Genomic DNA, 22591 nt, shown 5'->3' with positions numbered 1-22591 from the left:
CAGCGTGTCGCAAGACTATCCCCTCGTGACCGGCGTCTCGGGGGCGGACACGTCGATGACGTCGGGCTTCTTCTGCAGGAGTATCGGGATCACCTTGACCTTGAGCTCGGGGTCGCTCCCGTCACCCCAGACGACCTCCGTGCCCCCGAGCCGGAAGGTGATCTGGTCGGCCGAGTCCACGGTGACGTCCTTGACCCTGGAGCGCAGTGCCTGCGGCAGCGCGGCCAGCATCCCCTGGGCGGCCCGCACCCCGTGGCCGGAGACGCCCTCCTGGCCCTCGGCGGTCACCGCGGGCACCCCCTTTGGCGGGGACGAGACGGTGCGGATCTCCACGCCCTCGAGATCGAGGAGCCGGTAGCCGCCGTTCCGACGGACCGCCAGCGCCGGAACCCTCGACGTCACGTTGACCTTCAGGGTGTGCGGCCAGCCCCGCTCCACGTCGGCGTGCGCGGCACCGGCGACGTCGTCGGTGATCGTGCTGGACAGGGCGTCGGCGTCCACGCGGGCCAGCGGGGTCCCGATCTCGGTCTCGGCGATCGCCTCGATGCGCGGACGGTCGGCCGGGTCGGCGCCAGTCACCTCGACCCGCTTAGTCCCGAGCAACGCCGAGAAGCCGAAGAGCCACCCCAGGCCCAGCACGACCGCGATGCACAGCATGACGACGAGCCAGCGGCGCAGCCGCTGCCCCCGGGCCTGGGCCGCCCGCTCGGCGAAGCGCTGCTCGGTCGCCTCCCGCGTCCCGCTCCCCCGGGTCATCAGGTCCCGTCACCGACCGAGGCGGCGAGGGCCCGCAGGATCCTCGGACCCACGTGCGTGACGTCACCGGCCCCGACCGTGAGCACGAGGTCGCCGGGCTCGGCGCTCGAGGCGATCGACCCGACCGCGTCCGCCTCGCTCACGACCCGGGCCGAGCGACCGGCCGCGACGAGCGGGTCGGCGATGAGGTGCGAGCCGACGCCCTCGAGCGGGTCCTCGCGCGCCCCGTAGACGTCGAGGAGCAGCACCTCGTCGGCAGGGGCGAGCCCGTCGGCGAAGCCCTGCGCGAAGTCGCGCGTGCGCGAGTACAGGTGGGGCTGGAAGACTACGAAGAGCCGGTGCCCGCCGGCGATCTCCTTGGCGGTGCGCACCACGGCCTCGACCTTGCCGGGGTTGTGCGCGTAGTCGTCGACGACGGTGACGCCGCGGGCCTCCCCCTTCGTCTCGAAGCGACGTCGGGTGCCCCCGTAGGCCGCGAGCCCCTCGAGCACGGCGGCCGGGTGCACGAGCAGGCCGTGGACGGCCGCGGTGTACGCGGCGGCGGCGTTGAGCAGGTTGTGGCGACCGGGGACCGTGATCGCCAGCCGATGCCTTTCGGCGCCGTCCTCGAGGGTCACCGTGGCGCTCGTCCCGTCGAGCACGGGGTCGACGAGGCGCACCTGCGCCCCCTCGGAGAAGCCGTACCGCAGGACGCGCACACCGGCGACCTCGGCACGCTCGGCGAGGCGCTGCGACCCGGGGTCGTCCGCGCACGCGACGAGCAGCCCACCCGTGGTCACGGTGCCGGCGAACTCGAGGTAGGCCGCCTCGACCGTGGCGTAGTCCCCGTAGAAGTCGAGGTGGTCGGGCTGGACATTGGTCACGACGGCGACGTCGGGCCGGTAGGCGAGGAAGGAGCCGTCCGACTCGTCGGCCTCGGCCACGAAGGACCGCCCCTCGCCGAGCGCGGCGTTGACGCCCTGCGTGGACAGCTCGCCGCCGAGCGCGAACGAGGGTTGCTGCCCGGCCTCGAGCAGCGCGACGGTGAGCATCGAGCTCGTCGTCGTCTTTCCGTTGGCGCCGGCGACGGCCACCCGGATCTGCTCACCCATCGCGGAGGCGAGGGCCTGGCTGCGGTGCAGCACCCGCAGCCCGCGCTCCCGCGCGGCCGCGAGCTCGGGGTTGTCCTCACGGATCGCCGAGGACACGACGACGGTGTCGGCGCCGTCGAGGTGGGCGGGGTCGTGGCCCACCCAGATCCTCGCGCCGCGCTCGCGCAGCCGCTCCAGCAGCGGCGAGTCGTGGGCATCGCTCCCCCGGACCTCGACGTCCGCATCGAGCAGCAGGCGCACGATAGCGGACATGCCGGCGCCGCCGGCGGCCAGCACGTGGACGACGCCGAGGTCGGCGAGCGGGACGGTCGGGGCCAGGACGTCGAAGCGTGCGTTGCGCGGGACCATGGGCAGCTCAGCCACGGCTGCCGCCCTGCTCCCACGCCGCGGTGACCATGTCGGCCAGGGTCTCGTCGGCGTCGCGGTGCCCCACGGACGCCGCCGCGGCGGACATCGCCGTGAGCCGGTCGGCGTCACGCAGCAGCGGCACGACCTCACGCTCGATCCAGGCGGGGTCGACGTCGGCGTCCTCGACGAGCAGGCCACCGCCGGCGGCGACGACGCCGGCGGCGTTGAGCCGCTGCTCGCCGTTGCCGATCGGCAGGGGCACGTAGACGGCCGGCAGGCCGACGGCGGTCAGCTCGCAGACGGTGTTGGCCCCGGCGCGGCACACGACGGCGTCGGCCGCGGCGTAGGCGAGGTCCATCCGGTCGACGTAGGGCAGCACGACGTACGGCACCGTCTCGTCCCCGCCCATGGCGACGAAGTCCTTGCCGGCACCCGTCGCATGGAGGACCTGCACCCCGGCGTCGCGCAGCGTGGCCACGCTCGCCCCGAAGGCGTCGTTGAGCCGCTTCGCGCCGAGCGAGCCGCCGGTGACGAGGAGGACGGGCAGGTCGTCGCGCAGCCCGAGTCCCGCGCGTGCCTCGGGGCGGACCGCGGCCCGGTCGAGGGTGACGATCTCCGGCCGCAGCGGCATGCCGATGACCCGGCCACCCGGGAGCTTCGTCCCGGGGAAGGTCATGGCGATGTGGTCGGTGAACCGGGCGCCGACCTTGTTGGCGACACCGGCGCGGGCGTTCTGCTCGTGGATGACGATCGGGATGCCGGCCTTGCGCGCGGCCAGGTAGGCGGGTGTCGAGACGTACCCGCCGAAGCCGACGACGACCTGGGCGTCGACCCGCTCGATGGCCTTGCCGGCGGCGGCGACGGCGCGCCGCAGGTTGACCGGCAGGCGGACGAGGTCGCCGGAGGGCCTGCGGGGCAGCGGCACCTTGGGGATCGTCGTGAACTCGTACCCGCGCTCGGGCACGAGCCGCGCCTCCAGGCCCTCGCTCGTCCCGAGGGCGAGGATCTGCACCCCGGGGTCGCGGCGGCGCAGGCAGTCGGCGAGGGCGAGCAGCGGGGAGACGTGACCCGCCGTGCCACCTCCCGCCAGCAGGATGCGTGAGGGGCGGGTGGGAGTCATCGCTGCGAGGTCCTCCTGCTCGGGATCCGGGCGAGCAGGGCGCGCGCCCGGGACGGCTTCGCCGCGATCATCTCAGAGCATCCGGGCTCGCTCCGCGCGAAGCTGAGCAGGATGCCGACGGCGAGCATCGTCGTGACGAGCGACGAGCCACCGGAGGAGACGAAGGGCAGCGGGACACCGATGACCGGGAGCATCCCGGTGACGGCGCCGATGTTGATGATCGCCTGGGTGAGCACCCACGTGCAGATGCCGGCCGTGGCGATGCGGACGAAGAAGTCGTCGGTGCGGGTCACGAGCCGCAGCGCGGCCAGGGCGAAGGCCGCGAACAGGGCGAGCACCGTCAGGGTGCCGAGCAGCCCGAGCTCCTCGCCGATGATCGCGAAGATGAAGTCGTTGTACGGCTCGGAGAGCCAGCCCCACTTCTCGCGGCTGGCGCCGAGGCTCACGCCCAGCCAGCCACCGTCGGCGAGGGCGTAGCGGCCGTGGACCGACTGCCGGCAGATGCCGTAGAAGAGATCGGTCCCGGGCGCGCACTGCGAGGGGTCGAGCCAGATCTGGATGCGCTCCATCCGGTTGTTGCCGATCTGGGCGGCCAGCGCGCCGAGACCGAGCGCGACGCCCAGACCGGCCGCGAACCAGCGCTTGCGCACGCCCGCGGTGAAGAGCATGCCGATGACGATCGCGCAGATCACCATCGCGGTGCCCATGTCGTGCCCCGCCATGACGAGCCCGACGACCACCAGTGCGCCCGGCAGGACGAAGGGGACGAGCGCGTGCTTGATCGAGCCGAGCAGCGCGCGCTTGCGTTCCAGGACCAGCGCGCCGGCGAGGACGAGACCGATCTTGGCGACCTCGCTCGGCTGGATCGACAGCGAGCCGACACCGATCCAGTTGCGGTTGCCCTGGAAGCCGAAGCCGAGCGGGGTGAGCACGAGGCCGAGGAGCACGACCGACACGAGCGCGGCGGGCAGCGCGGTTCGCTTCCAGAAGAGGACGCTGCGGCGCGAGGCCCACCACAGGGCCGCGCCGCCGATCACCGCGAAGACGAACTGCTTGAGGAAGATCGTGAAGGAGGAGTCGTTCTCCTTCAGCGAGATGATCATGGAGGCCGACAGGACCATGACCAGGCCGATGCCGACGAGGACGCCGACGACCCCGAGCACGAGGTAGTAGGTCGTCATGGGCGACTCGAAGCGCGCGGCCCACTGGTCGAGCCAGGTGGTGCGGGTCGCGCGCGTGCCGGCGCGACCGCGTCCGGTCGCTGCACTGCTGCTCACGCGCTCACTCTCCCTGCAGGTACCGGTCCACCGCCGCGGCGAAGGCGTCGCCGCGTGCTCCGTAGTTGTCGAACATGTCCATGGACGCGGCCGCCGGAGCCAGCAGCACCACGTCGCCGGGCTGCGCGAGCTCTCCCGCGTGCCGGACCACGAGGTCCATCGCCCCAGTGTCGGCCGCGGCGATGTCGATCACCGGGACATCCGGCGCGTGTCGGGCGAGCGCCTCGGCGATCTGGTCGCGGTCGCGACCGATGAGCACGACGGCCCGCAGCCGATCGGCCGCGGCGGCGACGAGCTCGTCGACGTCGGCCCCCTTGAGCAGTCCGCCGGCGACCCAGACCACCCGCTCGTACGAGGTCAGGCTGGCCCGGGCGGCGTGCGGGTTGGTCGCCTTGGAGTCGTCGACCCAGTGGACCCCGCCGGCCGTCGCCACGTGCGCGATGCGGTGCGGCTCGGGTCGCCACCGGCGCAGCCCGTCGCGCACGGCGACGGCCGGGACGCCGTGGGCGCGGGCCAGCGCGGCGGCGGCCAGGGCGTTGGCGACGAGGTGCGGCGCGACGCTCGGGGCGTCCCCCTGCACGTCGGCGAGGCTGCCGAGCTCGGCGGCGGAGGTGGCCCGGTCCTCGACGAAGGCCCGGTCGGCGAGGACGTCCTCGACGAGCCCGAGCATCGACGGGCCGGGGGTGCCGAGGGTGAACCCGATGGCCCGGCAGCCTTCGACGACGTCGGCCTCCTCGACGAGCCGTCGGGTGACCGGGTCCTGCTCGTTGTAGACGCAGGCGACCTCGGCGTTGGCGTAGACCTTGCCCTTGGCCCGCGTGTACTCCTCGAGCGACCCGTGCCAGTCGAGGTGGTCCGGCGCGATGTTGAGGCACGCCGCGGCCTGCGGACGCAGGGAGTCGCTCCAGTGCAGCTGGAAGCTCGACAGCTCGACGGCGATGACGTCGTAGGGCTGCGGGTCCTGCACGAGGTCGAGGACGGGCGTACCGACGTTGCCGGCGCTCGCGGCGCGCAGGCCGGCAGCCCGCAGCATCGAGGTGAGCATCTGCACGGTCGTCGTCTTGCCGTTGGTGCCGGTGACGAGCAGCCAGGGGGCTCCCCCTTCGCGCGGACGCATGCGCCACGCCAGCTCGACGTCGCCCCAGATCGGGATGCCGGCTGCCGCCGCCGCCGCGAGGAGCGGCTGGTGCGGCGGCCACCCCGGTGAGGTGACGACGAGGTCGATCTCGTCCGCAGGGACGGGCAAGGACTGCTCGGCGCCCTCGCCGAGGTGCAGCTCGGCGTCCAGGACCTCGAGGATCTGCGCGCGCTGCCCCATGGGCGTGCCCTCGACGGGCGCCGTGCCGTCGACGACCCGCACGTGCGCGCCGTGCTGGAGCAACGCGTCGGCGGCGGCGAACCCGGAGACGCCGAGCCCGGTGACGAGCACGCGCAGCCCGGCCCAGTCGACCTCGGCGCAGGTCAGCGTCGCCAGCCGCTCGGCACGACCAGCGGTCACGGTGCCCCCACGACCCACTCGGCGTAGAAGATCGCCAGGCCGATGGCCACGAAGAGGCCCGCGATGATCCAGAAGCGGATGACGATCGTGACCTCCTGCCAGCCGAGCAGCTCGAAGTGGTGCTGCAGCGGCGCCATCCGGAAGACACGCTTGCCGGTGGACTTGAAGGAGGCGACCTGGATGATCACCGAGAGGGTGATCGTGACGAAGAGACCGCCGAGGATGATGATGAGCAGCTGGGTGCGCGAGAGGATCGCCAGCCCGGCGAGGGCGCCGCCGAGGGCGAGCGAGCCGGTGTCCCCCATGAAGATCTTGGCCGGCGAGGCGTTCCACCACAGGAAGCCGAAGCAGGCTCCCGTCGCGGCGGCGGCGACGACCGCGAGGTCGAGCGGGTCGCGCACGTCGTAGCACTTGCTCACGGGGTCGACCTGGCAGTTCTGGTTGAACTGCCAGATGGAGATGACGACGTAGGCCGCGAAGACCATGACGGAGGAGCCGGTCGCGAGGCCGTCGAGCCCGTCGGTGAGGTTCACGCCGTTGGAGGTACCGGCGATCATCAGGTTGCTCCACAGGATGAACAGGATCAGCCCGATGATCGGTCCGGCGAAGTACAGGTCGAGGTTGGTGTCGCGCACGAAGGAGATGTGCTCGGACGCCGGGTACCGCTTGGCCTCGTTGGGGAACTGCATGGCGAGCACGGCGAAGGAGACGCCGACGAAGGTCTGGCCGAGCAGCTTCTCCCGCGACTTCAGCCCGAGGCTGCGCTGCTTGCTGATCTTGATGTAGTCGTCGGCGAAGCCGACGGCGCCCAGGCCCACCATGAGGTAGAGCACGAGGACGCCGCTGGCCGTCGGGGACTCCCACACGGCGAGGTGCGCGACGGCGTACGCCGCGACGGTCGCCAGGATGATGATGGCGCCACCCATCGTCGGCGTGCCGCGCTTGGTGTGGTGCGACGTCGGACCGTCGTCCCGGATGAACTGGCCGTACCCCTGCTTGACGAGGTACTTGATGAACATCGGCGTCCCCAGGAGGGCGACGACGAGTGACACGACAGAAGCGATCACCACCGCCTTCACGTGCGGGCCTCCCTCTGGACGATCCGGTCTCCGAGCCACCGTAGCCCGGCATCTCGACTCGATTTGAAGAGGACGACGTCGGGCGCGACGAGCTCCTCGGCCAGCACCGCCTCCGCGGCGCCGGCGTCGGGCACGACCCGCACGCGGATGTCCCGGTCAGCATTGTCCTCCGCGCCGGTCGCGATCGCAGCAGCGGATGCGCCGACGACGAGGATCTCGTCGATGCCGAGGGCGGCGGCCTCACGACCGACGCGCGCGTGCAGCTCGTCGGAGGCCTCGCCGAGCTCGAGCATCGCGCCGAGCACGGCCCACCGGCGCCCGGTCGTCGCCATGGTGGCCAGGCTGCCGAGCGCGGCGGCCATCGAGTCGGGGTTGGCGTTGTAGGCGTCGTTGACGACGACGACCCCGTCCTCGCGACGGGTCACCTCCATGCGCCAGCGGCTCAGCGGCCGGGCGGCCGCCAGCGCGGGCACGATCTGCTCGAGCGTCATCCCGGCGGCGTGCGCGGCGGCGATGACGGCCAGCGCGTTGCCGACGTGGTGGCGCCCGACGAGCGCGAGCTCCACGCGGGCGGTGCCGAAGGGGGCGGTGACGGTGAACGAGGCCGCTCCGGTGTCGTCGACGGTGACGTCGGTGGCCCGGACCTCGGCCTGCTCGGACTCGCCGACGAGGACGACCCGGGCCGAGGTCCGCGAGGCCATCGCCGCGACGAGGGGGTCGTCGGCGTTGAGCACCGCGACGCCGTCGTCGGGAAGGGAGGCGGGCAGCTCTCCCTTCGCCTGCGCGATCGCCTCGACGGAGCCGAACTCGCCGACGTGCGCGTGGCCGACGTTGAGGACGATGCCGATGCGCGGCGGAGCGATGCGGGTGAGGTACTCCACGTGACCGATCCCCCGGGCGCCCATCTCGACGACGAGGTGGCGGGTGCTCGGGGTGATCCGGCAGACCGTGAGGGGCACGCCGACCTCGGAGTTGTAGGAGCCGACCGGCGCGATGGTCTCGCCGTCGGCGGCCAGGACGCTCCCGAGGAGGTCCTTGGTGCTCGTCTTGCCCGAGGAGCCGGTGATCCCGATGACCGTGAGGTCGGGGCGGGAGTCGACGATGTGCCGGGCGAGGGCGACGAAGGCCGCCTGCTCGTCCTGCACGACGACGCACGGCAGGCCGGCCACCTCCCGGGTCGTGAGCGCCGCGACCGCGCCGCGCTCGGCGGCACCGGCCACGAAGTCGTGCCCGTCGGCGCTCTCGCCCACCCGCGCGACGTAGAGGCTGCCGGGACCGGCCTCGCGCGAGTCGGTGACGACGGGGCCGTCGACGATGAGGGTGCGGGCCGCCTCGGGCGCGCATCCGTGGAGGCGCCCGCCGGTGGTGTCGGCGACGGCGCCCAGGGTCATGGGGATCATCCGGTGGCGCTCCGGCTCTCGAGGGCGGCCCGCAGGACCGACCGGTCGTCGTGGTCGCGGACCTCGCCGCGGACCTCCTGGCCCTGCTCGTGCCCCTTGCCGAGGACGGCGACGGTGGCGCCGGGACCCGACTCGTGGGCGATCTCGACGGCCCGCCGGATCGCGGCGACCCGCCCCTCGATGACCTCGAGGCGGGCGCGGGCGCGCGGCCACACGCCGGCGGCGACGGCCTCCCGGATGAGGGCGGGGTCCTCGTCCCGGGGGTTGTCGTCGGTGACGATGACGACGTCGGCGTGCGCGGCCGCGGCCGCCCCCATGCCGGGACGCTTGCCCGGGTCACGGCTGCCGCCGGCGCCGAGGACGACGACGAGCTGGCCGTTGGTCTGCGGACGCAGGGCGGCCAGGGCGGCCCCCACGGCGTCGGGGGTGTGCGCGAAGTCGACGACCGCGAGCGGCAGGTCCTCGCGCTCCGTGGCGGGGACGACGATCTCCATCCGGCCGGGCACCTCGGGACGGGTGAGGACGGCGCGGGCGACGTCGTGGGGCTCGAGCCCGGCGGTGATCATCGCGATCGCCGCCATGGCGGTGTTGACGCGGTTGAAGTCCCCCGGCAGCGCGGACTCCAGGTGCAGCTCACCGACGGGCCCCGTGAGCGTCATCTGCGGCTGGCGTGGGTCCCCACCGACGACCCAGTCGGCCTCGACGTCCAGGCGGGAGGTGACGGTCGTGACGGGGACCGCGGCGATGCCGGCCAGGCGCTGCCCCCACTCGTCGTCGATGCAGATGACCCCGTGCCGTGAGCGGGCGGGCGTGAAGAGGCCGGCCTTGGCCAGGAAGTACTCCTCCATCGTCCCGTGGAAGTCGAGGTGGTCCTGGCTGAGGTTGGTGAAGACCGCGACATCGTAGACGACCTCGTCGACGCGGCGGAGGGTCAGCGCGTGGCTCGAGACCTCCATGACGCAGTCGTCGACGCCCCGCTCCCCCATGACCGCGAGCAGCGCGTGCAGGTCCGTCGTCTCCGGCGTGGTGCGCACGGACGTGATCCGCTCCTGGCCCACGCGGGTCTCGATGGTCCCGATGAGCCCGGTCGTGCGGCCGAGGACCTCGAGCGCGGAGACCGCGAGGTAGGCCGTCGTCGTCTTGCCGTTGGTGCCGGTGATGCCGTACATCGTGGGTCGACGCTGCGCGCTCTCGTAGACCGCCGCGGCGACCCGGCCGAGGACCTCGCGGGGCCGGGCCGTCTCGAGGACGGGCATGTCGACCCCCTTCGCCTGGATGCGCGCCACGCCGTCGGGGTCGGTGAGGACGGCGACCGCCCCCGCCGCGACCGCCCGGTCGACGAAGTCGGCGCCGTGCGCGCGGGCCCCCGGCAGGGCCGCCCACAGGTCGCCCGGCCGCACGGTGGCGGTGTCGAGGGAGACCCCGGTGACGAGAGTGCCCATGTCCCCGTGGGCAGGGCGGGCCACGCGGTCACCGATGACGTCGGCGACTGCGTGCAGGCTCAGCGGGGTGACCCGCGCGGGGCGAGGGAAAGACACGGTCTGCGACCCTACCCGCCGCTCGGTGCACCACGGTCGCGCAGCAGGCCCGGGGTGTCGGCGCTCGGCTTCTTGGCCAGCGTGGTGCGCACCTTGGGTGCCTTGGCGTCCTGGGGCGTCGGGGGGACCTGCTCCTTCTGCAGGGCGTAGGTCATGACGTCCTTGAAGACCGGGGCGGCCACGACGCCGCCGTAGTACCCCTTGATCGGGCGCTGGAGGATCACCGAGACGACGAGCTGGGGGTCGTCGGCGGGCGCGAACCCGATGAAGCTCGCGGTCTTGCCCGAGTACCCGCCGACCTGGGAGTCGTAGCGGTCGGCGGTGCCGGTCTTGCCCGCGACGCGGTAGCCCTTGATCTTCGCCTGGGGGGCGGTGCCCTGGTCGGAGACCACGCCCTCGAGCATCCGCGAGACCTGGTCAGCGGTCTTCTCCGAGACCGCGCGGGTGCGCTTGCCGGCGGGGGCGGGGTCCCAGCCGCCCTGCCCGTCACCGACCTCCTTGACGAAGGTGGGGTTGATCCGCACGCCGTCGTTGGCGATGGCCTGGAAGACGTTGGTCACCTGCACGGCGGTCGTCGAGACGCCCTGGCCGTAGGTGATCGTGTAGCGCTGCGAGCCGTTCCACGTCTCGGCCTTGGGCAGGAGGCCGGCGGACTCCCCGGGGAACCCGGAGCCGCTCGTGCGCCCGTACCCGAACTTGCGCAGGTACTCCTCGAGCGTCCTCGGCGACATCGTCTCGCCGATGAGCATCGTCCCGGTGTTGCTCGACTCGGCGAGGGCGCCGGCGACCGTGCGGTACTCGTCGGGGTGGGGATGGCTGTCGCTCAGCGTCCGGTTACCGCGCTCGAGCGAGTACGGCAGGATCATCGGCGTCTCCGGGGTGATCTCGCCCTCCTCGAGCCCCGCCGCGACGGTGATGATCTTGGAGGTCGACCCGGGCTCGAAGACGTCGCTGAAGGCGAGGTTGGAGTAGACGCCCTTGCCGTCACCGATGTTGTTGGGGTCGAAGGTCGGGTACGACGCCAGCGCGACGAGCTCGCCGGAGTCGACGCGCTGCACGACGACGGTGCCGGAGAGGGCGTTGGTCTCCTTGACCTTGTCCGCCAGCGCGTTCTGCGCGTACCACTGCACGTCGTTGTCGATCGTCAGCCGCACGTCCTTGCCGGACGTGGCCGAGCTGACCTCGTCGGAGGCGTTGGGCAGGCGGGAGCCGTCCTGGGCGATCTCGTAGGTCGACTGGCCGGGCGTGCCCCTGAGCAGGTCGTCGAGCTGCAGCTCGAGGCCGCCGCCGGCCGTCTGGTCCTGCGGCTGGACGAACCCGACGAGCGAGGCGACCGTCGTCGACTGCGGGTAGGTCCGCTGCGAGGAGCGCTCGGAGTAGATGCCGGGGATGCCCAGGGCGTTGATCTTGCGCCAGGCGAGCGGCGAGATGTTCTTGGCGAGCACCCGGTAGCGCAGGTCACCGGTGAGCTTGGGCGTGAGCTCGGCGACGTCGCTGCCGAGGGGCCCGGCGAGGTCCTCGGCCGCACCCTGGACGCCGACGGTGGTGAGCGAGCCGTCGACCCTCTTCTCGTACTCGGGCACGGCCGTCTGGTCGACGATGACCGTGCGTCGCTCCTGGCTCTGCGCGAGGACGGTGTCGTTGGCGTCGTAGATCGTGCCGCGGTGCGCGGGGATCGCCTCGGTCTGGGTGCGCTGACGCAGGGCGTCGGCCGCGACGGCATCGGAGTCGAAGCCCTGGATGCGCAGCAGCTGGGCCGCGAAGAGGCTGAGTACGACGAGGGTGCCGAGGGTGAGAGCGCGCATGCGGGCGCGCGGGTTGCCGCCGGGCGGGACCGCTGCCGCGGACGAAGGGCGTGGAGCGCGCGGGGGGCGGGGTGGACGCGGGGGCGGGGTGGAACCGGGGCGCCGGGCCGGGGAGCTCGCCGGTCGCCTCGTCGCCGTCTTCTTGGCAGCCGTCTGCTTGGCGGCGGTCTTCTTCGCGACCGTCTTCTTCGCGGGGGGACGCTGGGCCGGGGGTCGGCGTCGGCTCACCTCTGGCCCCTCTCCTCGTCGTGCGGTCGTGCGTGCGGTCGTGCGGTCAGCGACGACCCGGTCAGCGACTGGTCGGTGCGGAGACCGTCTCCTTCGAGCGCTCGTCCGCGGTCACCGTCGCCGCTGCGTCCACGGTAAAACCGTCGGGCTTCTTGGCGACCGACGCCACGCCGAGGATCTGCCCCTTGTCGGGGTCGATGAAGGCGGCGCTGCCGGCCGGCACCATCCCGAGCTCACCGGCGCGGGTCGCGAGGCGCTGGGGCGCCGAGCGGTCGTTGACCGTCTGCGCGAGGGAGTCCTCGGTGTCGGCGAGCGCGGCGGAGCGGGCCTCCATGGCGGACACCTCGAAGGAGTCCTGCGCCATGAGCGTGTTGAGGCCGAGGACCGCGCCGAGCCCGGCGAGGAGCAGGGCGACGCAGGCGACGGGGAACCACGGCGACCCGGCCCGGTCGGCCGGGGTGACGACGTGGAGGGAGGCGCGCTCGCGGCGGGCGGGCGCGCGGCGCGCGACGGTCGTGGCGACGGACGACTGGCTCATCTGTGGGTGCCTTTCGGTCGGCGTGGAGGTCTGATGCGCTCGGCGCCGCGCAGGCGGACCGAGGCGGAGCGGGGGTTGGTGGCGAGCTCCTGCTCGCCGGGGGTGAGCGCGCCGCGCGTCAGCAGGCGCAGCTCGGGCGCGTGCTCGGGCGGCTCGATCGGCAGGTCGGCGGGTGCGCTCGAGGTGGCTCCGGCCGCGAGCCCGCGCTTGGTGATCCGGTCCTCGAGGGAGTGGAAGGACAGGACGACGAGGCGACCGCCGACCGCGAGCCGCTCGAGGGCGACCGGCAGCGCCGCGGCCCAGCCGGCGAGCTCCTGGTTGACCTCGATGCGCAGCGCCTGGAAGGTCCGCTTGGCCGGGTGCCCGCCGCCGCGCTGCGAGGCCATGGGGATCGTCGCGCGGAGCAGCTCGACGAGCCGTCCGGACCGGTCGAAGGGAGCGGCCTCCCGCTCCCGGACGATCGCCCCGGCGATCTTGCGGGCGAAGCGCTCCTCGCCGAACTCGGAGAGCACCCGCGACAGCTCCCGCGCGTCGTACGTGTTGAGCACCTCGGCCGCGGTGATGCCGGTCGTCGGGTCCATCCGCATGTCGAGCGGTGCGTCGTGCGCGTATGCGAAGCCGCGCTCGGTCTCGTCCAGCTGGAGCGAGGAGACCCCGAGGTCGAAGAAGGCCGAGGTGACGCCTCCGATCCCGAGGTCGTCGAGCACCTCGCCGATCTCGTCGTTGACCGCGTGCACGAGCGTGGCCCGCTCACCGAACCGCGCGAGCCGCTCCCCCGCGAGGCGCAGCGCCTGCGGGTCGCGGTCGATGCCGATGAGGCGCACCTGCGGGTCGGCCTGCAGGACCGCCTCCGCGTGGCCGCCCATGCCGAGGGTGCCGTCGACGTGGATCGCGCCCGGCTGCGAGAGCGCGGGCGCGAGGAGCTCGAGGACCTCGTCGAGCATGACGGGGACGTGGCGGGAGGCCGCGTCGCGGTCGGGCTCGGTGCCGGGGTGCTCCACGGTGCTCCCTTCGTGCTGGTGGTGGGTGGTGGGTGGTCCCCGGTCCGGTGTGCTGCTGCCACCTGGTCCCCATCCGGGACGTTCCGGCCCGGGGGAAGTCGGGTCGGCGCCGTCACGGCTGGAGGCCGGGTGGCAGCTGCGTCACATGAGTCCGGGGATCACTTCCTCGGACTGGTCGGCGAAGGCCTGCTCGGTGCTGGCGAGGTAGTCGTTCCACGCGGCGGTGTCCCAGACCTCGACGCGGGACCCGGTGCCGATGACCGTGCAGTCGCGGTCGAGGCCGGCGTACTGGCGCAGCGCGGCCGGCACGGTGACGCGGCCCTGCTTGTCGGGGATCTCGTCGCTGGCGCCGGAGAGGAAGACGCGCATGTAGTCCCGCGCGGCCTTGCTGGAGGTGGGCGCCTCTTGGAACTTCTGCGTGATCTTCGTGAACTCGTCCATCGGGAAGACGTAGAGGCACCGCTCCTGGCCACGGGTCATGACGAGACCGCCGGCGAGCTTGTCGCGGAACTTCGCCGGGAGGAAGAGCCGGCCCTTGTCGTCGAGCTTCGGGGTGTGGGTACCGAGAAACAACGCGGCCACCTCCCCTTCGTGTCGACCCTCATGGCTCCCTGCCCTTCCTTGTTCCACCACTTTACTCCACTGGGACCGAAAACACACCCTCCACGGGCCGTGGATCGCGAGCTGGACCCTGGGTTTCGCCTGAGAAATAGGGGGTGGTGCAAAGTGGGGCGATTTTCACGCCAGGTACCGGCGAAGGGCGTCCCTCCCGGCCCCCCTTCGTCCTCGAGGAGCGTCGTGCCGCCGGATCGTGGAGTCGGGGGCACCGCGCGACGTAGGGTCGGGAGCACATCGGAGTGGCGTGGGGCGGCGGACGTCGTCCCGGATCGGAGTCGTGGTGACACTCAGCAGGGAAGGCGTCCCCTCGGCGCCTGCGCCCCCGAGCGCACTCGACCAGGTCCGCGCGGTCGGCCGCGAGCTCGCCGAGGCGATGAACGCCGTCATCGAGGGCAAGCCGGAGGTCGTCGACACCGCCGTCACCGTGCTGCTGGCCGAGGGCCACCTGCTCATCGAGGACGTGCCCGGGGTCGGCAAGACGATGCTGGCGAAGACCCTGGCCCGCAGCATCGACGCGTCGGTGCGCCGGGTGCAGTTCACGCCGGACCTGCTGCCGAGCGACATCACCGGCGTGAGCATCTTCAACCAGGACCAGCGCGAGTTCGAGTTCCGTCCCGGCGCGGTCTTCGCCAACGTGGTCGTCGGTGACGAGATCAACCGCGCCTCACCCAAGGCGCAGTCGGCCCTCCTGGAGTGCATGGAGGAGGCGCAGGTGACCGTCGACGGGCACACCTACGCGCTGCCCCACCCCTTCATCATCATGGCGACGCAGAACCCCGTGGAGATGGAGGGCACCTACCCCCTCCCGGAGGCGCAGCGCGACCGGTTCATGGCCCGGCTGTCGATGGGCTACCCCACCGCCGGCTCCGAGGTCGCGATGCTCGACCACCACGGCGCGCGCTCGCCGCTGCAGGACCTGCGTCCGGTGACCGATGCCGCGACCATCAGCCGCCTCGTCGCCGCGGTGCGCACGGTCCACGCCTCGAGCGCGGTGCGCCAGTACGTCGTCGACATCGCGACGGCCACGCGCACCAGCTCGCTCGTGCGCCTCGGCGCCTCCCCGCGCGCCACCCTCCACCTCCTGCGCGCCGGCCGGGCGCGCGCGGCGCTCAGCGGGCGCCACCACGTGCTGCCCGACGACATCCAGGCCCTGGCGCCGGTCGTCCTCGCGCACCGGCTGCTGCTGAGCAGCGAGGCGCAGCTCGCCCGACGGGAGCCCGCCGACATCGTCACCGAGCTCGTGCAACGCACCCGCGTGCCCGCCTCTCGGTGAGTGGGCACCGGTGACCGCGCGGGGCAAGGGCTTCCTCGGGGCCGGCGTGGTCGTCGGACTGTGCGGGCTCGTGCTCGGGCTGCACGACCTGACCAAGATCGGCGTCCTGCTGGCCCTGCTCCCCGCGCTCGCGCTGCTCCTTGCCCGACGTGACCATGAGCTCGAGGTGACCCGCACCGTCGAGCCGACCCGGATCACCACCGACGGCCACGCCGACGTCACGGTGGAGGTGCGCAACGCCGGCCGGCTCCCGACCCCCCTCCTGCGCGGCGAGGAGCACCTGGCCTACGCGCTCGGCGACCGTCCCCGCCTGCTCATCGCCCCGCTCGAAGGGGGTGGCTCCCGCCGGGTGGGCTACCGCGTCCGCTCGCACGTGCGCGGACGCCACCAGATCGGGCCGCTCACCTTCCGGCTCGCCGACCCCTTCGGCCTCGTGACCCGGGCCGTGACGGTGCCGGGCACGACCTCGCTCGTCGTGCTCCCCCGGGTGCTGCCGCTCACGCCCGTGCGCGGGGTGCGCGCGGGCGGCGGCGGCGAGACCTCCGCCGCCTCACGGGTCTCTCTCCAGGGCGAGGACGACGTGGGCGTGCGGGAGTACCGCATCGGTGACGACCTGCGGCGCATCCACTGGCGCTCGACGGCCCGGACCGGGGAGACGATGGTCCGCCAGGACGAGCAGCCCTCGCGGCGGAGGGCGCTCGTCCTGCTCGACGACCGGGCGGTCGCGCACGCCGGTACGGGCAACGGCGGGTCCTTCGAGTGGTCGGTCACCGCGGTCGCGTCCATCGTCACGCTCCTGCTGTCCGAGCGCTTCGAGGTCCACCTGTGCCTGGCCTCCGACGAGGCCGGCGCGGTGCGCCCCCTCGAGGGCCTCGACCACGCGCTCGACGAGCTCGCCGCCGTGGAGCCGCGGGCGACGACCAGCCCACGGGGGCTCGTCGAGTCCCTCGACGACTTCATGCAGCACGGGGGCGGGCTCGTCATCGGGGTCGTCGGCGACCTCGGCGACGACATCGCCGATCTGTGCACGGCCCGCTCGCGCCACGGGCTCGCGCTCGTCATCGACCGCGGTGGGTTCCACTCCGGTGCTCGCGCTGAGGGAGCTGCGGTCTCGACGGCGCGCATCCTCGCCGGCGGGGGCTGGCACGCCGAGGTCGTCCGCCCCGGCGACGGCCTCCAGGACCAGTGGGCCCGCGTGACCGTCGGGCTGGGGGTCCGGGCATGAGGGGCGACCCGCGCGTCGTCGCCGGCCTCCTCGGCGCGGCGGCCGTCGTCGCGGTCACGCTCCCGCTCGGCGCGCTCTTCGAGGAGGCCCCGTGGATGCCGTCGGCCGTCGCCGGGGTACTGGCCGTCGCGGGCAGCGGGATGCTGCTGCGCGCCCTCACCCCCAACGCGGGTCTGGTCATCGTCGGCCAGACGCTCGCCGCGACGCTCTACGTCCTGCTGACCCAGCTGCGCGACACCCTCTACGCCGGGCTCCTGCCCACCCCCGAGACGCTCGCCGCCCTGACCGACCACGTCGCCGACGCGCAACGGACGGTCACGACCTACGCCGCGCCGGCCCCGTCCACCCCGGGCATCGTCGTCATGCTCGTCGTCATCGTCGTGGTCGTGACCCTGGCGGTCGACATGTCGAGCGCCACCGCCGGGTCGCCGACGGTCGCGGGGCTCCCGCTCCTGTCCCTCTTCCTCGTCTCCGCCGCGAACTCCGGCGGGTCGCTGCACTGGGGCTGGTTCCTCGGGGGCGCCGGCCTCTGGCTCGCGATGGTCGTGCACCAGTCCGACCTCGACCTGCGGGGCTGGGCCACCTCGATCCCGCTCCTCGCTCAGGGCGACGGCCAGCAGTCCGCGACCCGCGCCCACCGCTGGCAGGCGGTCCGCCTCGGCGCGATCGCCATCGCCGGCGCCGTCGCCGTCACCACGGTCGTGCCGCACATGCCCACGCGCTTCGTGCTCGACGGGCTCGGTCGGCGCGGGACGGGCGTCGGCGACGGCACCGGCATCCGCCTGTCCACCCAGCTCGACCTCAAGCGCAGCCTCGAGTCGCCCAGCCAGGTCCCGGTCCTGCGCTACACGACCGACGACCCGACCCCGCAGCCGCTGCGGGTGGCGGTCGTGGAGGACTTCACCGACGGGTTCGGGCGGATGACCTCGCGCACCCGCCAGCCGCAGGAGGGCTTCGTCCCGCGCGATCCCCTGGCCGACCTGCCCGAGGGCGTCGCCCGCGACCGTCGCAATGTCATCGTCGAGGACAACAGCGTGTCCGCGCCGCAGCTGCCCCTGCCCGCGCTCGTCGACTCCGCCGACCTCGGCGGCATCGCGTGGTCGCTGGGGCGCGACGGCACCGCACGCGTGCAGCGCACCCCCGGCACCTACTCCGCGTCCTTCACCGAGCTCGACCCCCAGGACGAGGACTTCCCCGCGGGCAGCACCCAGCTCGCCGACCCCGTCGACCCGACGGCCTACCGGGACGAGTACCTCACCCTCGACCCCGGGTCCTCCGTCGAGATCACCGAGGTCGCCGACTCGTTGACGACGCCGGGCGAGAGCGAGATCCAGGCCGCCCGGGCGATCCAGGAGTACCTGCGCGGGCCCGATTTCGACTACGACCTGGAGCTCCCCCCTTCGCCCCCGGGCCGGGACCCGGTCGTGCACTTCCTGCGGACCAAGGTGGGCTACTGCCAGCAGTTCGCCACGACGATGACCCTGCTCGCCCGCGCCCGCGGCATCCCCGCGCGCGTCGTCGTCGGCTTCCTCCCCGGCTCCTCCCCCGACGGCCGGCAGCGGGTCGTGCGCGCCAGCGACGCCCACGCGTGGCCGGAGCTGTACTTCGAGGGCGTGGGCTGGGTGCGGTTCGAGCCGACGCCCGGGGCGCGCGCGGCCTCCGTCCCCGGCTACACGATCCAGACCTCCGAGACAGGCGACTCGACGGACAGCGCGACGTCCAGCTCGTCGACGACGAGCAGCTCGTCCGCCGCGGCCCAGCCCGGCGAGGAGGCGACGTCCGTCGACCCCACGGCGGTCGCGGACGAGGGCACCCCCCGGTGGGTGTGGTGGCTGCTCGGTCTCGCCGGACTCGCGCTGCTGCTCGCGATCGTGCCGGTCACGGCGCGGCTCTCCCGACGTCGCGGGCGCTCGCGCGCCGAGGACGACGCCGCCCGGGTCGAGCGGGAGTGGCAGGAGCTGGTCAGCCAGCTCGACGACCTCGGCATCCGGGCACCCGTGGGGTCCACCCCGCGGCAGGCCGGTGCCTGGCTCGGCCACCGCATGGCCCTCGAGCCACACGTGCAGGACCAGCTGGACCTCGTCGTGAGGACCCTGGAGACCGCGCGCTACGCCCCGGCCGGCAGCCAGCTGCCCGATGTGTCCCACGAGGTCGACGCGGTCGTCGGACGGGTCCGCTCCAGCCGTCAGCGCTCGGCCCAGGTGCGCTCGCTGCTGTGGCCCCAGGACGGCGTCGACACCTGGCGCGCGCTCGGCCGCGCCCTCTCGCGGCGCCTGACCCGGCGCCGCTGAGGGGGGGCGGTCAGTCGAGGTAGTCGCGCAGGACCTGCGAGCGGCTCGGGTGACGCAGCTTGCTCATGGTCTTGGACTCGATCTGGCGGATGCGCTCACGCGTCACGCCGTAGACCTTGCCGATCTCGTCGAGCGTCTTGGGCTGGCCGTCGGTCAGGCCGAAGCGCATGGAGACGACGCCGGCCTCCCGCTCGCTGAGCGTGTCCAGGACCGAGTGCAGCTGCTCCTGCAGGAGCGTGAAGCTCACGGCGTCGGCCGGTACGACCGCCTCGGAGTCCTCGATGAGGTCACCGAACTCGGAGTCACCGTCCTCGCCGAGCGGGGTGTGCAGCGAGATGGGCTCGCGACCGTACTTCTGGACCTCGACGACCTTCTCCGGCGTCATGTCCAGCTCCTTGGCCAGCTCCTCCGGGGTGGGCTCACGGCCCAGGTCCTGGAGCATCTGGCGCTGCACACGGGCGAGCTTGTTGATGACCTCGACCATGTGCACCGGGATGCGGATGGTGCGGGCCTGGTCGGCCATGGCGCGCGTGATGGCCTGGCGGATCCACCACGTCGCGTACGTCGAGAACTTGTAGCCCTTGGTGTAGTCGAACTTCTCGACCGCACGGATCAGGCCGAGGTTGCCCTCCTGGATGAGGTCGAGGAAGAGCATGCCGCGACCGGTGTAGCGCTTGGCGAGCGAGACGACGAGTCGCAGGTTGGCCTCGAGCAGGTGGTTCTTGGCGTTCTTGCCGTCCTGAGCGATCCACCACAGCTCGCGCTTGAACTTCATGTCGATCTTCTCGCCCGAGGCGAGCTTCTCCTCCGCGAACAGGCCGGCCTCGATGCGCTTGGCGAGCTCGACCTCCTGCTCGGCGTTGAGGAGGGCGACCTTGCCGATCTGCTTGAGGTAGTCCTTGACCGGGTCTGCGGTGGCACCGGCCGTCACGACCTGCTGCGCGGGAGCGTCGTCCTCGTCGTCGTTGCTGATCGTGAAACCGGACTTCTCGTCCTGCTCGGTCTCGGGCTTGGCCTTCGCCTGCGCCGGGTCCTCGCCGATGACCTCGTCCTCGTCGGGATCCGGCTCCTCGGCCGTGGTCGTCGTCGGGTTGGCGGCCTTGTTGGCGGCGGTCTTCTTCGCAGCGGTCTTCTTGGCGGCGGCCTTCTTCACCGGGGCCGCCGCGGCGGCCGCAGCCGCCTTGGGGGCGGCGGTCTTGGTGGTCGCCTTCTTCGCCGCGGTCTTCTTCACGGGCGCCGCGGTCTTCTTCACTGGCGTAGCGGCCTTCTTGGTCACCGCCTGCTTCGCGGGGGCCTTCTTCGCCGTCGTCTTCTTGGCGGACGTGGACTGTGGCACCTGAACCTCGATTCCTTGGTCGTCGAGCGCCCGCAGGACGACCCGCCCCCGGCTGGGGCTGATCTGCGCGTCGCCGAAGGCGGCCTGCAGCTCGTCACTGGTGATGGATCCGGTCGTGTGGCCCTTGCGGACCAGCTCCTGGAGCGATGGGTGCGAGAACTCCTTGGGGAGGGAGCCCTGCGCCCCGTCGGACCGTGGGGACACAGCAGTCACCAACAACCTTTCGTCACGGAAGAATCCGCCGGGACCTCCAAGGGGTGGCGTTCGTCCCTCGGGCTCCGACTCGCCCGGTCGCTGCGCGCTGGGCTCGTCACCATTATAAAACGCGGTGCGCCGAAATGCCGCAGCGGGCGCCCCGAAGGACGCCCGCTGGGTCGGTTGGTGCCGTGCGTGGCGGCTCAGCGCGCCTTGACGGCGAGCACGTCGCACGGCGCGTCGAGCAGCACCCGCTGGGCGTTGGAGCCGAGGATCAGCTTGCCGACCGGCGTGCGCTTGCGCAGGCCGATGATGATCAGGCTGGCGTCGGTCTCCTCGGCGACGACGATGAGGTCCTCGGCCGGCTCCTTGCCACGGACGAGCCCGCGGACCTCACCCTCGACGCCGGCCTCCTCGAGACGGGTCCGGACCTGTTTGAGGTCCTGCTCGTTCTTGCGTGCGATGTCGCCGCTCATCCCCACGCCCCCCCGGTCGGAGTGGATGACGACGAGCGGCTCCTTGCGCAGGTGGCACTCCTCGAAGGCCCGCTCGAGAGCGGCCTCGCCCTCCTTGGTGGACACATACCCCACGACGATCGTCATCGATGCTCCTCAACAGATACTCGGTTCCTGAATGACCTGTGCCAGACGCTACACCGGCGGCGCGTGACGTGTCTCACTCACACGCGGCCGTGTCCCCGGCGAGCACGCGGCGGAGCAGCCCGGCGACCTGGTCGACCTCGGTGAGGAACCCGTCGTGGCCCACCCGGGAGGAGATCGTCGTCAGCTGCGCCCGTGGGTGCAGTCGCGCGAGCTCCTCCGAGAGGCGGGGCGGGTAGAGACGGTCGGAGTCCACCGGCGCGAGGACCAGGCGACCGGCGAAGGGGGCGAGCGCCGCCTCGACCCCGCCGCGCCCGCGACCCAGGTCGTGCGAGTTCATCGCCTCGGAGAGCACCGCGTACGAGTTGGCGTCGAAGCGACGCGCGAGCTTGCCGCCGTGGTGGTCGAGGTAGCTCTCCACGGCATAGCGCGGACGACCGCACTCCCCCGCCGGCTCGTCCTGCTCCCGGCGACCGAAGCGCTCGTGCAGCTCGATCTCGCTGCGGTAGGTCACGTGGGCGATGCGGCGGGCGATGCCGAGACCGACCTCAGGACCCTGCGGGTGGTCGTAGTAGTCGCCGTCGGCGAACCAGGGGTCGTTGCGGATCGCGAGGATCTGGGCCTGGCTCCAGCCGATCTGCTCCGCAGTCGCGTAGCCGCTCGTGGCCAGAGCGATGGCGGTACCGACCCGGTCGGGGTGACCAGCCGCCCACTCGAGGGTGCGCATGCCGCCCATGGAGCCGCCGATGACCGTGTGCCAGCGCCCGATGCCCAGCGCGTCGGCGAGCGCCGCCTCTGCCGCGACCTGGTCGCGGATCGTCAGCCGGGGGAAGCGCCCACCCCACGGCCGACCGTCCGCTGCGAGCGTCCCGGGACCGGTGCTGCCCTGGCAGCCGCCGAGGACGTTGATCGCGACGACGAAGTACTCGTCGCTGTCCAGGGGGGCGCCGGACCCGATCAGGCCCGGCCACCACCCGTCGGTCGGGTGTCCCGGACCGGCCTGGCCCACGACGTGGCTGTCGCCGGTGAGGGCGTGCTCGACGAGGACCGCGTTGTCCCGGGCCGGGTCGAGCTCGCCCCAGGTCTCGTAGGCGAGCACCACGTCAGGCAGGCGTTCGCCGGACTCGAGCGTGAGGTCCCCGATGCGCAGGAAGTGCCGGTCCCCCGGCTCGTCGCCGTCGCGCCACAGCGCGGTGTTGCTGGGGGGTGTGGTGGTGACGCTCATCGACGGTGCTCCCGGGGTCTCGCCTTGCCGCACCACTGCGATGCGGCCCGGTCATCACCCGGGGCACCCCGTCGCGAGGAGGGTTGCCGGCCAGCAAGCCGGGGCTTGACGCTGGCACTCATGACCTGGCGACAACTCTAACCACAGCGG

The 22591-nt window shown here is 72.8% G+C and carries 18 protein-coding genes and 1 riboswitch; of the genes, 3 read left to right on the top strand and 15 right to left on the bottom strand.

Going from position 1 to position 22591, the window contains the following annotated elements; translation table 11 throughout:
* Nucleotides 1-15: 15 nt before the first annotated feature.
* The 12 genes from ABC138_RS01560 to mraZ all read right to left on the bottom strand — a co-directional run bounded on the left by ABC138_RS01560 (nt 16) and on the right by mraZ (nt 14252).
* Nucleotides 16-756: a cell division protein FtsQ/DivIB gene (locus ABC138_RS01560; protein ID WP_345912527.1), complete on the bottom strand. Its 741-nt coding sequence runs from the start codon at nt 754-756 to the stop codon at nt 16-18.
* The gene (gene murC, locus ABC138_RS01555) at nt 756-2195 is read right to left on the bottom strand and encodes a UDP-N-acetylmuramate--L-alanine ligase (protein ID WP_345912585.1); all 1440 of its coding nucleotides are present in this window, start codon (nt 2193-2195) and stop codon (nt 756-758) included. Before murC ends, ABC138_RS01560 begins: the two co-directional genes overlap by 1 nt.
* 7 nt (nt 2196-2202) lie before the next feature.
* A complete protein-coding gene (murG, locus tag ABC138_RS01550) occupies nt 2203-3315 on the bottom strand; it encodes an undecaprenyldiphospho-muramoylpentapeptide beta-N-acetylglucosaminyltransferase (RefSeq protein WP_345912526.1) in 1113 nt (370 codons plus the stop codon).
* Entirely contained in the window at nt 3312-4592 is a 1281-nt protein-coding gene (gene ftsW / locus ABC138_RS01545; RefSeq protein ID WP_068324953.1) for a putative lipid II flippase FtsW, read from the bottom strand. The genes murG and ftsW overlap by 4 nt, the downstream gene beginning before the upstream one ends.
* Nucleotides 4593-4596: 4 nt before the next feature.
* Nucleotides 4597-6090 (bottom strand): UDP-N-acetylmuramoyl-L-alanine--D-glutamate ligase, encoded by a 1494-nt coding sequence (gene murD, locus ABC138_RS01540; protein ID WP_345912524.1) that lies wholly within the window; start codon nt 6088-6090, stop codon nt 4597-4599.
* Entirely contained in the window at nt 6087-7169 is a 1083-nt protein-coding gene (mraY, locus tag ABC138_RS01535; protein ID WP_345912523.1) for a phospho-N-acetylmuramoyl-pentapeptide-transferase, read from the bottom strand. The genes murD and mraY overlap by 4 nt, the downstream gene beginning before the upstream one ends.
* Nucleotides 7166-8569: a UDP-N-acetylmuramoyl-tripeptide--D-alanyl-D-alanine ligase gene (gene murF, locus ABC138_RS01530; RefSeq protein ID WP_345912522.1), complete on the bottom strand. Its 1404-nt coding sequence runs from the start codon at nt 8567-8569 to the stop codon at nt 7166-7168. Before murF ends, mraY begins: the two co-directional genes overlap by 4 nt.
* Nucleotides 8566-10107: a UDP-N-acetylmuramoyl-L-alanyl-D-glutamate--2,6-diaminopimelate ligase gene (locus ABC138_RS01525; RefSeq protein WP_345912520.1), complete on the bottom strand. Its 1542-nt coding sequence runs from the start codon at nt 10105-10107 to the stop codon at nt 8566-8568. Before ABC138_RS01525 ends, murF begins: the two co-directional genes overlap by 4 nt.
* Before the next feature lie 11 nt (nt 10108-10118).
* Nucleotides 10119-12140: a penicillin-binding protein 2 gene (locus ABC138_RS01520; protein WP_345912519.1), complete on the bottom strand. Its 2022-nt coding sequence runs from the start codon at nt 12138-12140 to the stop codon at nt 10119-10121.
* A gap of 61 nt (nt 12141-12201) precedes the next feature.
* Complete coding sequence (locus ABC138_RS01515) at nt 12202-12678, bottom strand: hypothetical protein (protein ID WP_068324959.1); 477 nt, start codon at nt 12676-12678, stop codon at nt 12202-12204.
* Complete coding sequence (gene rsmH / locus ABC138_RS01510; protein ID WP_068325476.1) at nt 12675-13622, bottom strand: 16S rRNA (cytosine(1402)-N(4))-methyltransferase RsmH; 948 nt, start codon at nt 13620-13622, stop codon at nt 12675-12677. The genes ABC138_RS01515 and rsmH overlap by 4 nt, the downstream gene beginning before the upstream one ends.
* Nucleotides 13623-13820: 198 nt before the next feature.
* The gene (gene mraZ / locus ABC138_RS01505; protein WP_068324960.1) at nt 13821-14252 is read right to left on the bottom strand and encodes a division/cell wall cluster transcriptional repressor MraZ; all 432 of its coding nucleotides are present in this window, start codon (nt 14250-14252) and stop codon (nt 13821-13823) included.
* 325 nt (nt 14253-14577) lie between these two features.
* On the opposite strand from mraZ, the gene ABC138_RS01500 reads away from it, so the two are divergent.
* Genes ABC138_RS01500 through ABC138_RS01490 form a run of 3 tightly spaced genes read left to right on the top strand, consistent with a single transcriptional unit; the run spans nt 14578 to nt 19086 of the window.
* On the top strand, nt 14578-15570 hold the full coding sequence (locus ABC138_RS01500; RefSeq protein WP_068325478.1) for an AAA family ATPase: 993 nt from the start codon (nt 14578-14580) through the stop codon (nt 15568-15570).
* A gap of 10 nt (nt 15571-15580) precedes the next feature.
* Nucleotides 15581-16795, top strand: coding sequence for a DUF58 domain-containing protein (locus tag ABC138_RS01495; RefSeq protein ID WP_345912518.1), 1215 nt, complete (start codon nt 15581-15583; stop codon nt 16793-16795).
* Nucleotides 16792-19086: a DUF3488 and transglutaminase-like domain-containing protein gene (locus ABC138_RS01490; RefSeq protein ID WP_345912517.1), complete on the top strand. Its 2295-nt coding sequence runs from the start codon at nt 16792-16794 to the stop codon at nt 19084-19086. The genes ABC138_RS01495 and ABC138_RS01490 overlap by 4 nt, the downstream gene beginning before the upstream one ends.
* A gap of 10 nt (nt 19087-19096) precedes the next feature.
* Here ABC138_RS01490 and ABC138_RS01485 read toward each other — a convergent pair whose 3' ends face one another.
* From ABC138_RS01485 to ABC138_RS01475, 3 genes are all read right to left on the bottom strand, one after another.
* A complete protein-coding gene (locus ABC138_RS01485; protein WP_338538337.1) occupies nt 19097-20626 on the bottom strand; it encodes an RNA polymerase sigma factor in 1530 nt (509 codons plus the stop codon).
* Nucleotides 20627-20820: 194 nt separating this feature from the next.
* Entirely contained in the window at nt 20821-21219 is a 399-nt protein-coding gene (locus ABC138_RS01480; protein ID WP_068324963.1) for a universal stress protein, read from the bottom strand.
* Between the two features lie 73 nt (nt 21220-21292).
* Nucleotides 21293-22441, bottom strand: coding sequence for a homoserine O-acetyltransferase (locus ABC138_RS01475; protein ID WP_068324964.1), 1149 nt, complete (start codon nt 22439-22441; stop codon nt 21293-21295).
* A 15-nt stretch (nt 22442-22456) separates the two neighbouring features.
* Nucleotides 22457-22567: riboswitch (SAM riboswitch) on the bottom strand.
* Nucleotides 22568-22591: the final 24 nt, after the last annotated feature.

The sequence above is a fragment of the Janibacter sp. LM genome (assembly GCF_039631275.1).
Lineage (GTDB): Bacteria > Actinomycetota > Actinomycetes > Actinomycetales > Dermatophilaceae > Janibacter > Janibacter terrae.
The sequence above is the reverse complement of the archived record's forward strand: the minus strand, read 5'-3'. Positions and strand labels throughout refer to the sequence as shown.

What these genes read in the sequence shown, in the direction of transcription:
- murG (WP_345912526.1), bottom strand. Translation starts at nt 3,315, where the DNA reads ATGACTCCCACCCGCCCCTCACGCATCCTGCTGGCGGGAGGTGGCACG.
- ABC138_RS01560 (WP_345912527.1), bottom strand. Translation starts at nt 756, where the DNA reads ATGACCCGGGGGAGCGGGACGCGGGAGGCGACCGAGCAGCGCTTCGCC.
- ABC138_RS01490 (WP_345912517.1), top strand. Translation starts at nt 16,792, where the DNA reads ATGAGGGGCGACCCGCGCGTCGTCGCCGGCCTCCTCGGCGCGGCGGCC.
- rsmH (WP_068325476.1), bottom strand. Translation starts at nt 13,622, where the DNA reads ATGCTCGACGAGGTCCTCGAGCTCCTCGCGCCCGCGCTCTCGCAGCCG.
- ABC138_RS01480 (WP_068324963.1), bottom strand. Translation starts at nt 21,219, where the DNA reads ATGACGATCGTCGTGGGGTATGTGTCCACCAAGGAGGGCGAGGCCGCT.
- murC (WP_345912585.1), bottom strand. Translation starts at nt 2,195, where the DNA reads ATGGTCCCGCGCAACGCACGCTTCGACGTCCTGGCCCCGACCGTCCCG.
- ABC138_RS01515 (WP_068324959.1), bottom strand. Translation starts at nt 12,678, where the DNA reads ATGAGCCAGTCGTCCGTCGCCACGACCGTCGCGCGCCGCGCGCCCGCC.
- ABC138_RS01475 (WP_068324964.1), bottom strand. Translation starts at nt 22,441, where the DNA reads ATGAGCGTCACCACCACACCCCCCAGCAACACCGCGCTGTGGCGCGAC.
- murF (WP_345912522.1), bottom strand. Translation starts at nt 8,569, where the DNA reads ATGATCCCCATGACCCTGGGCGCCGTCGCCGACACCACCGGCGGGCGC.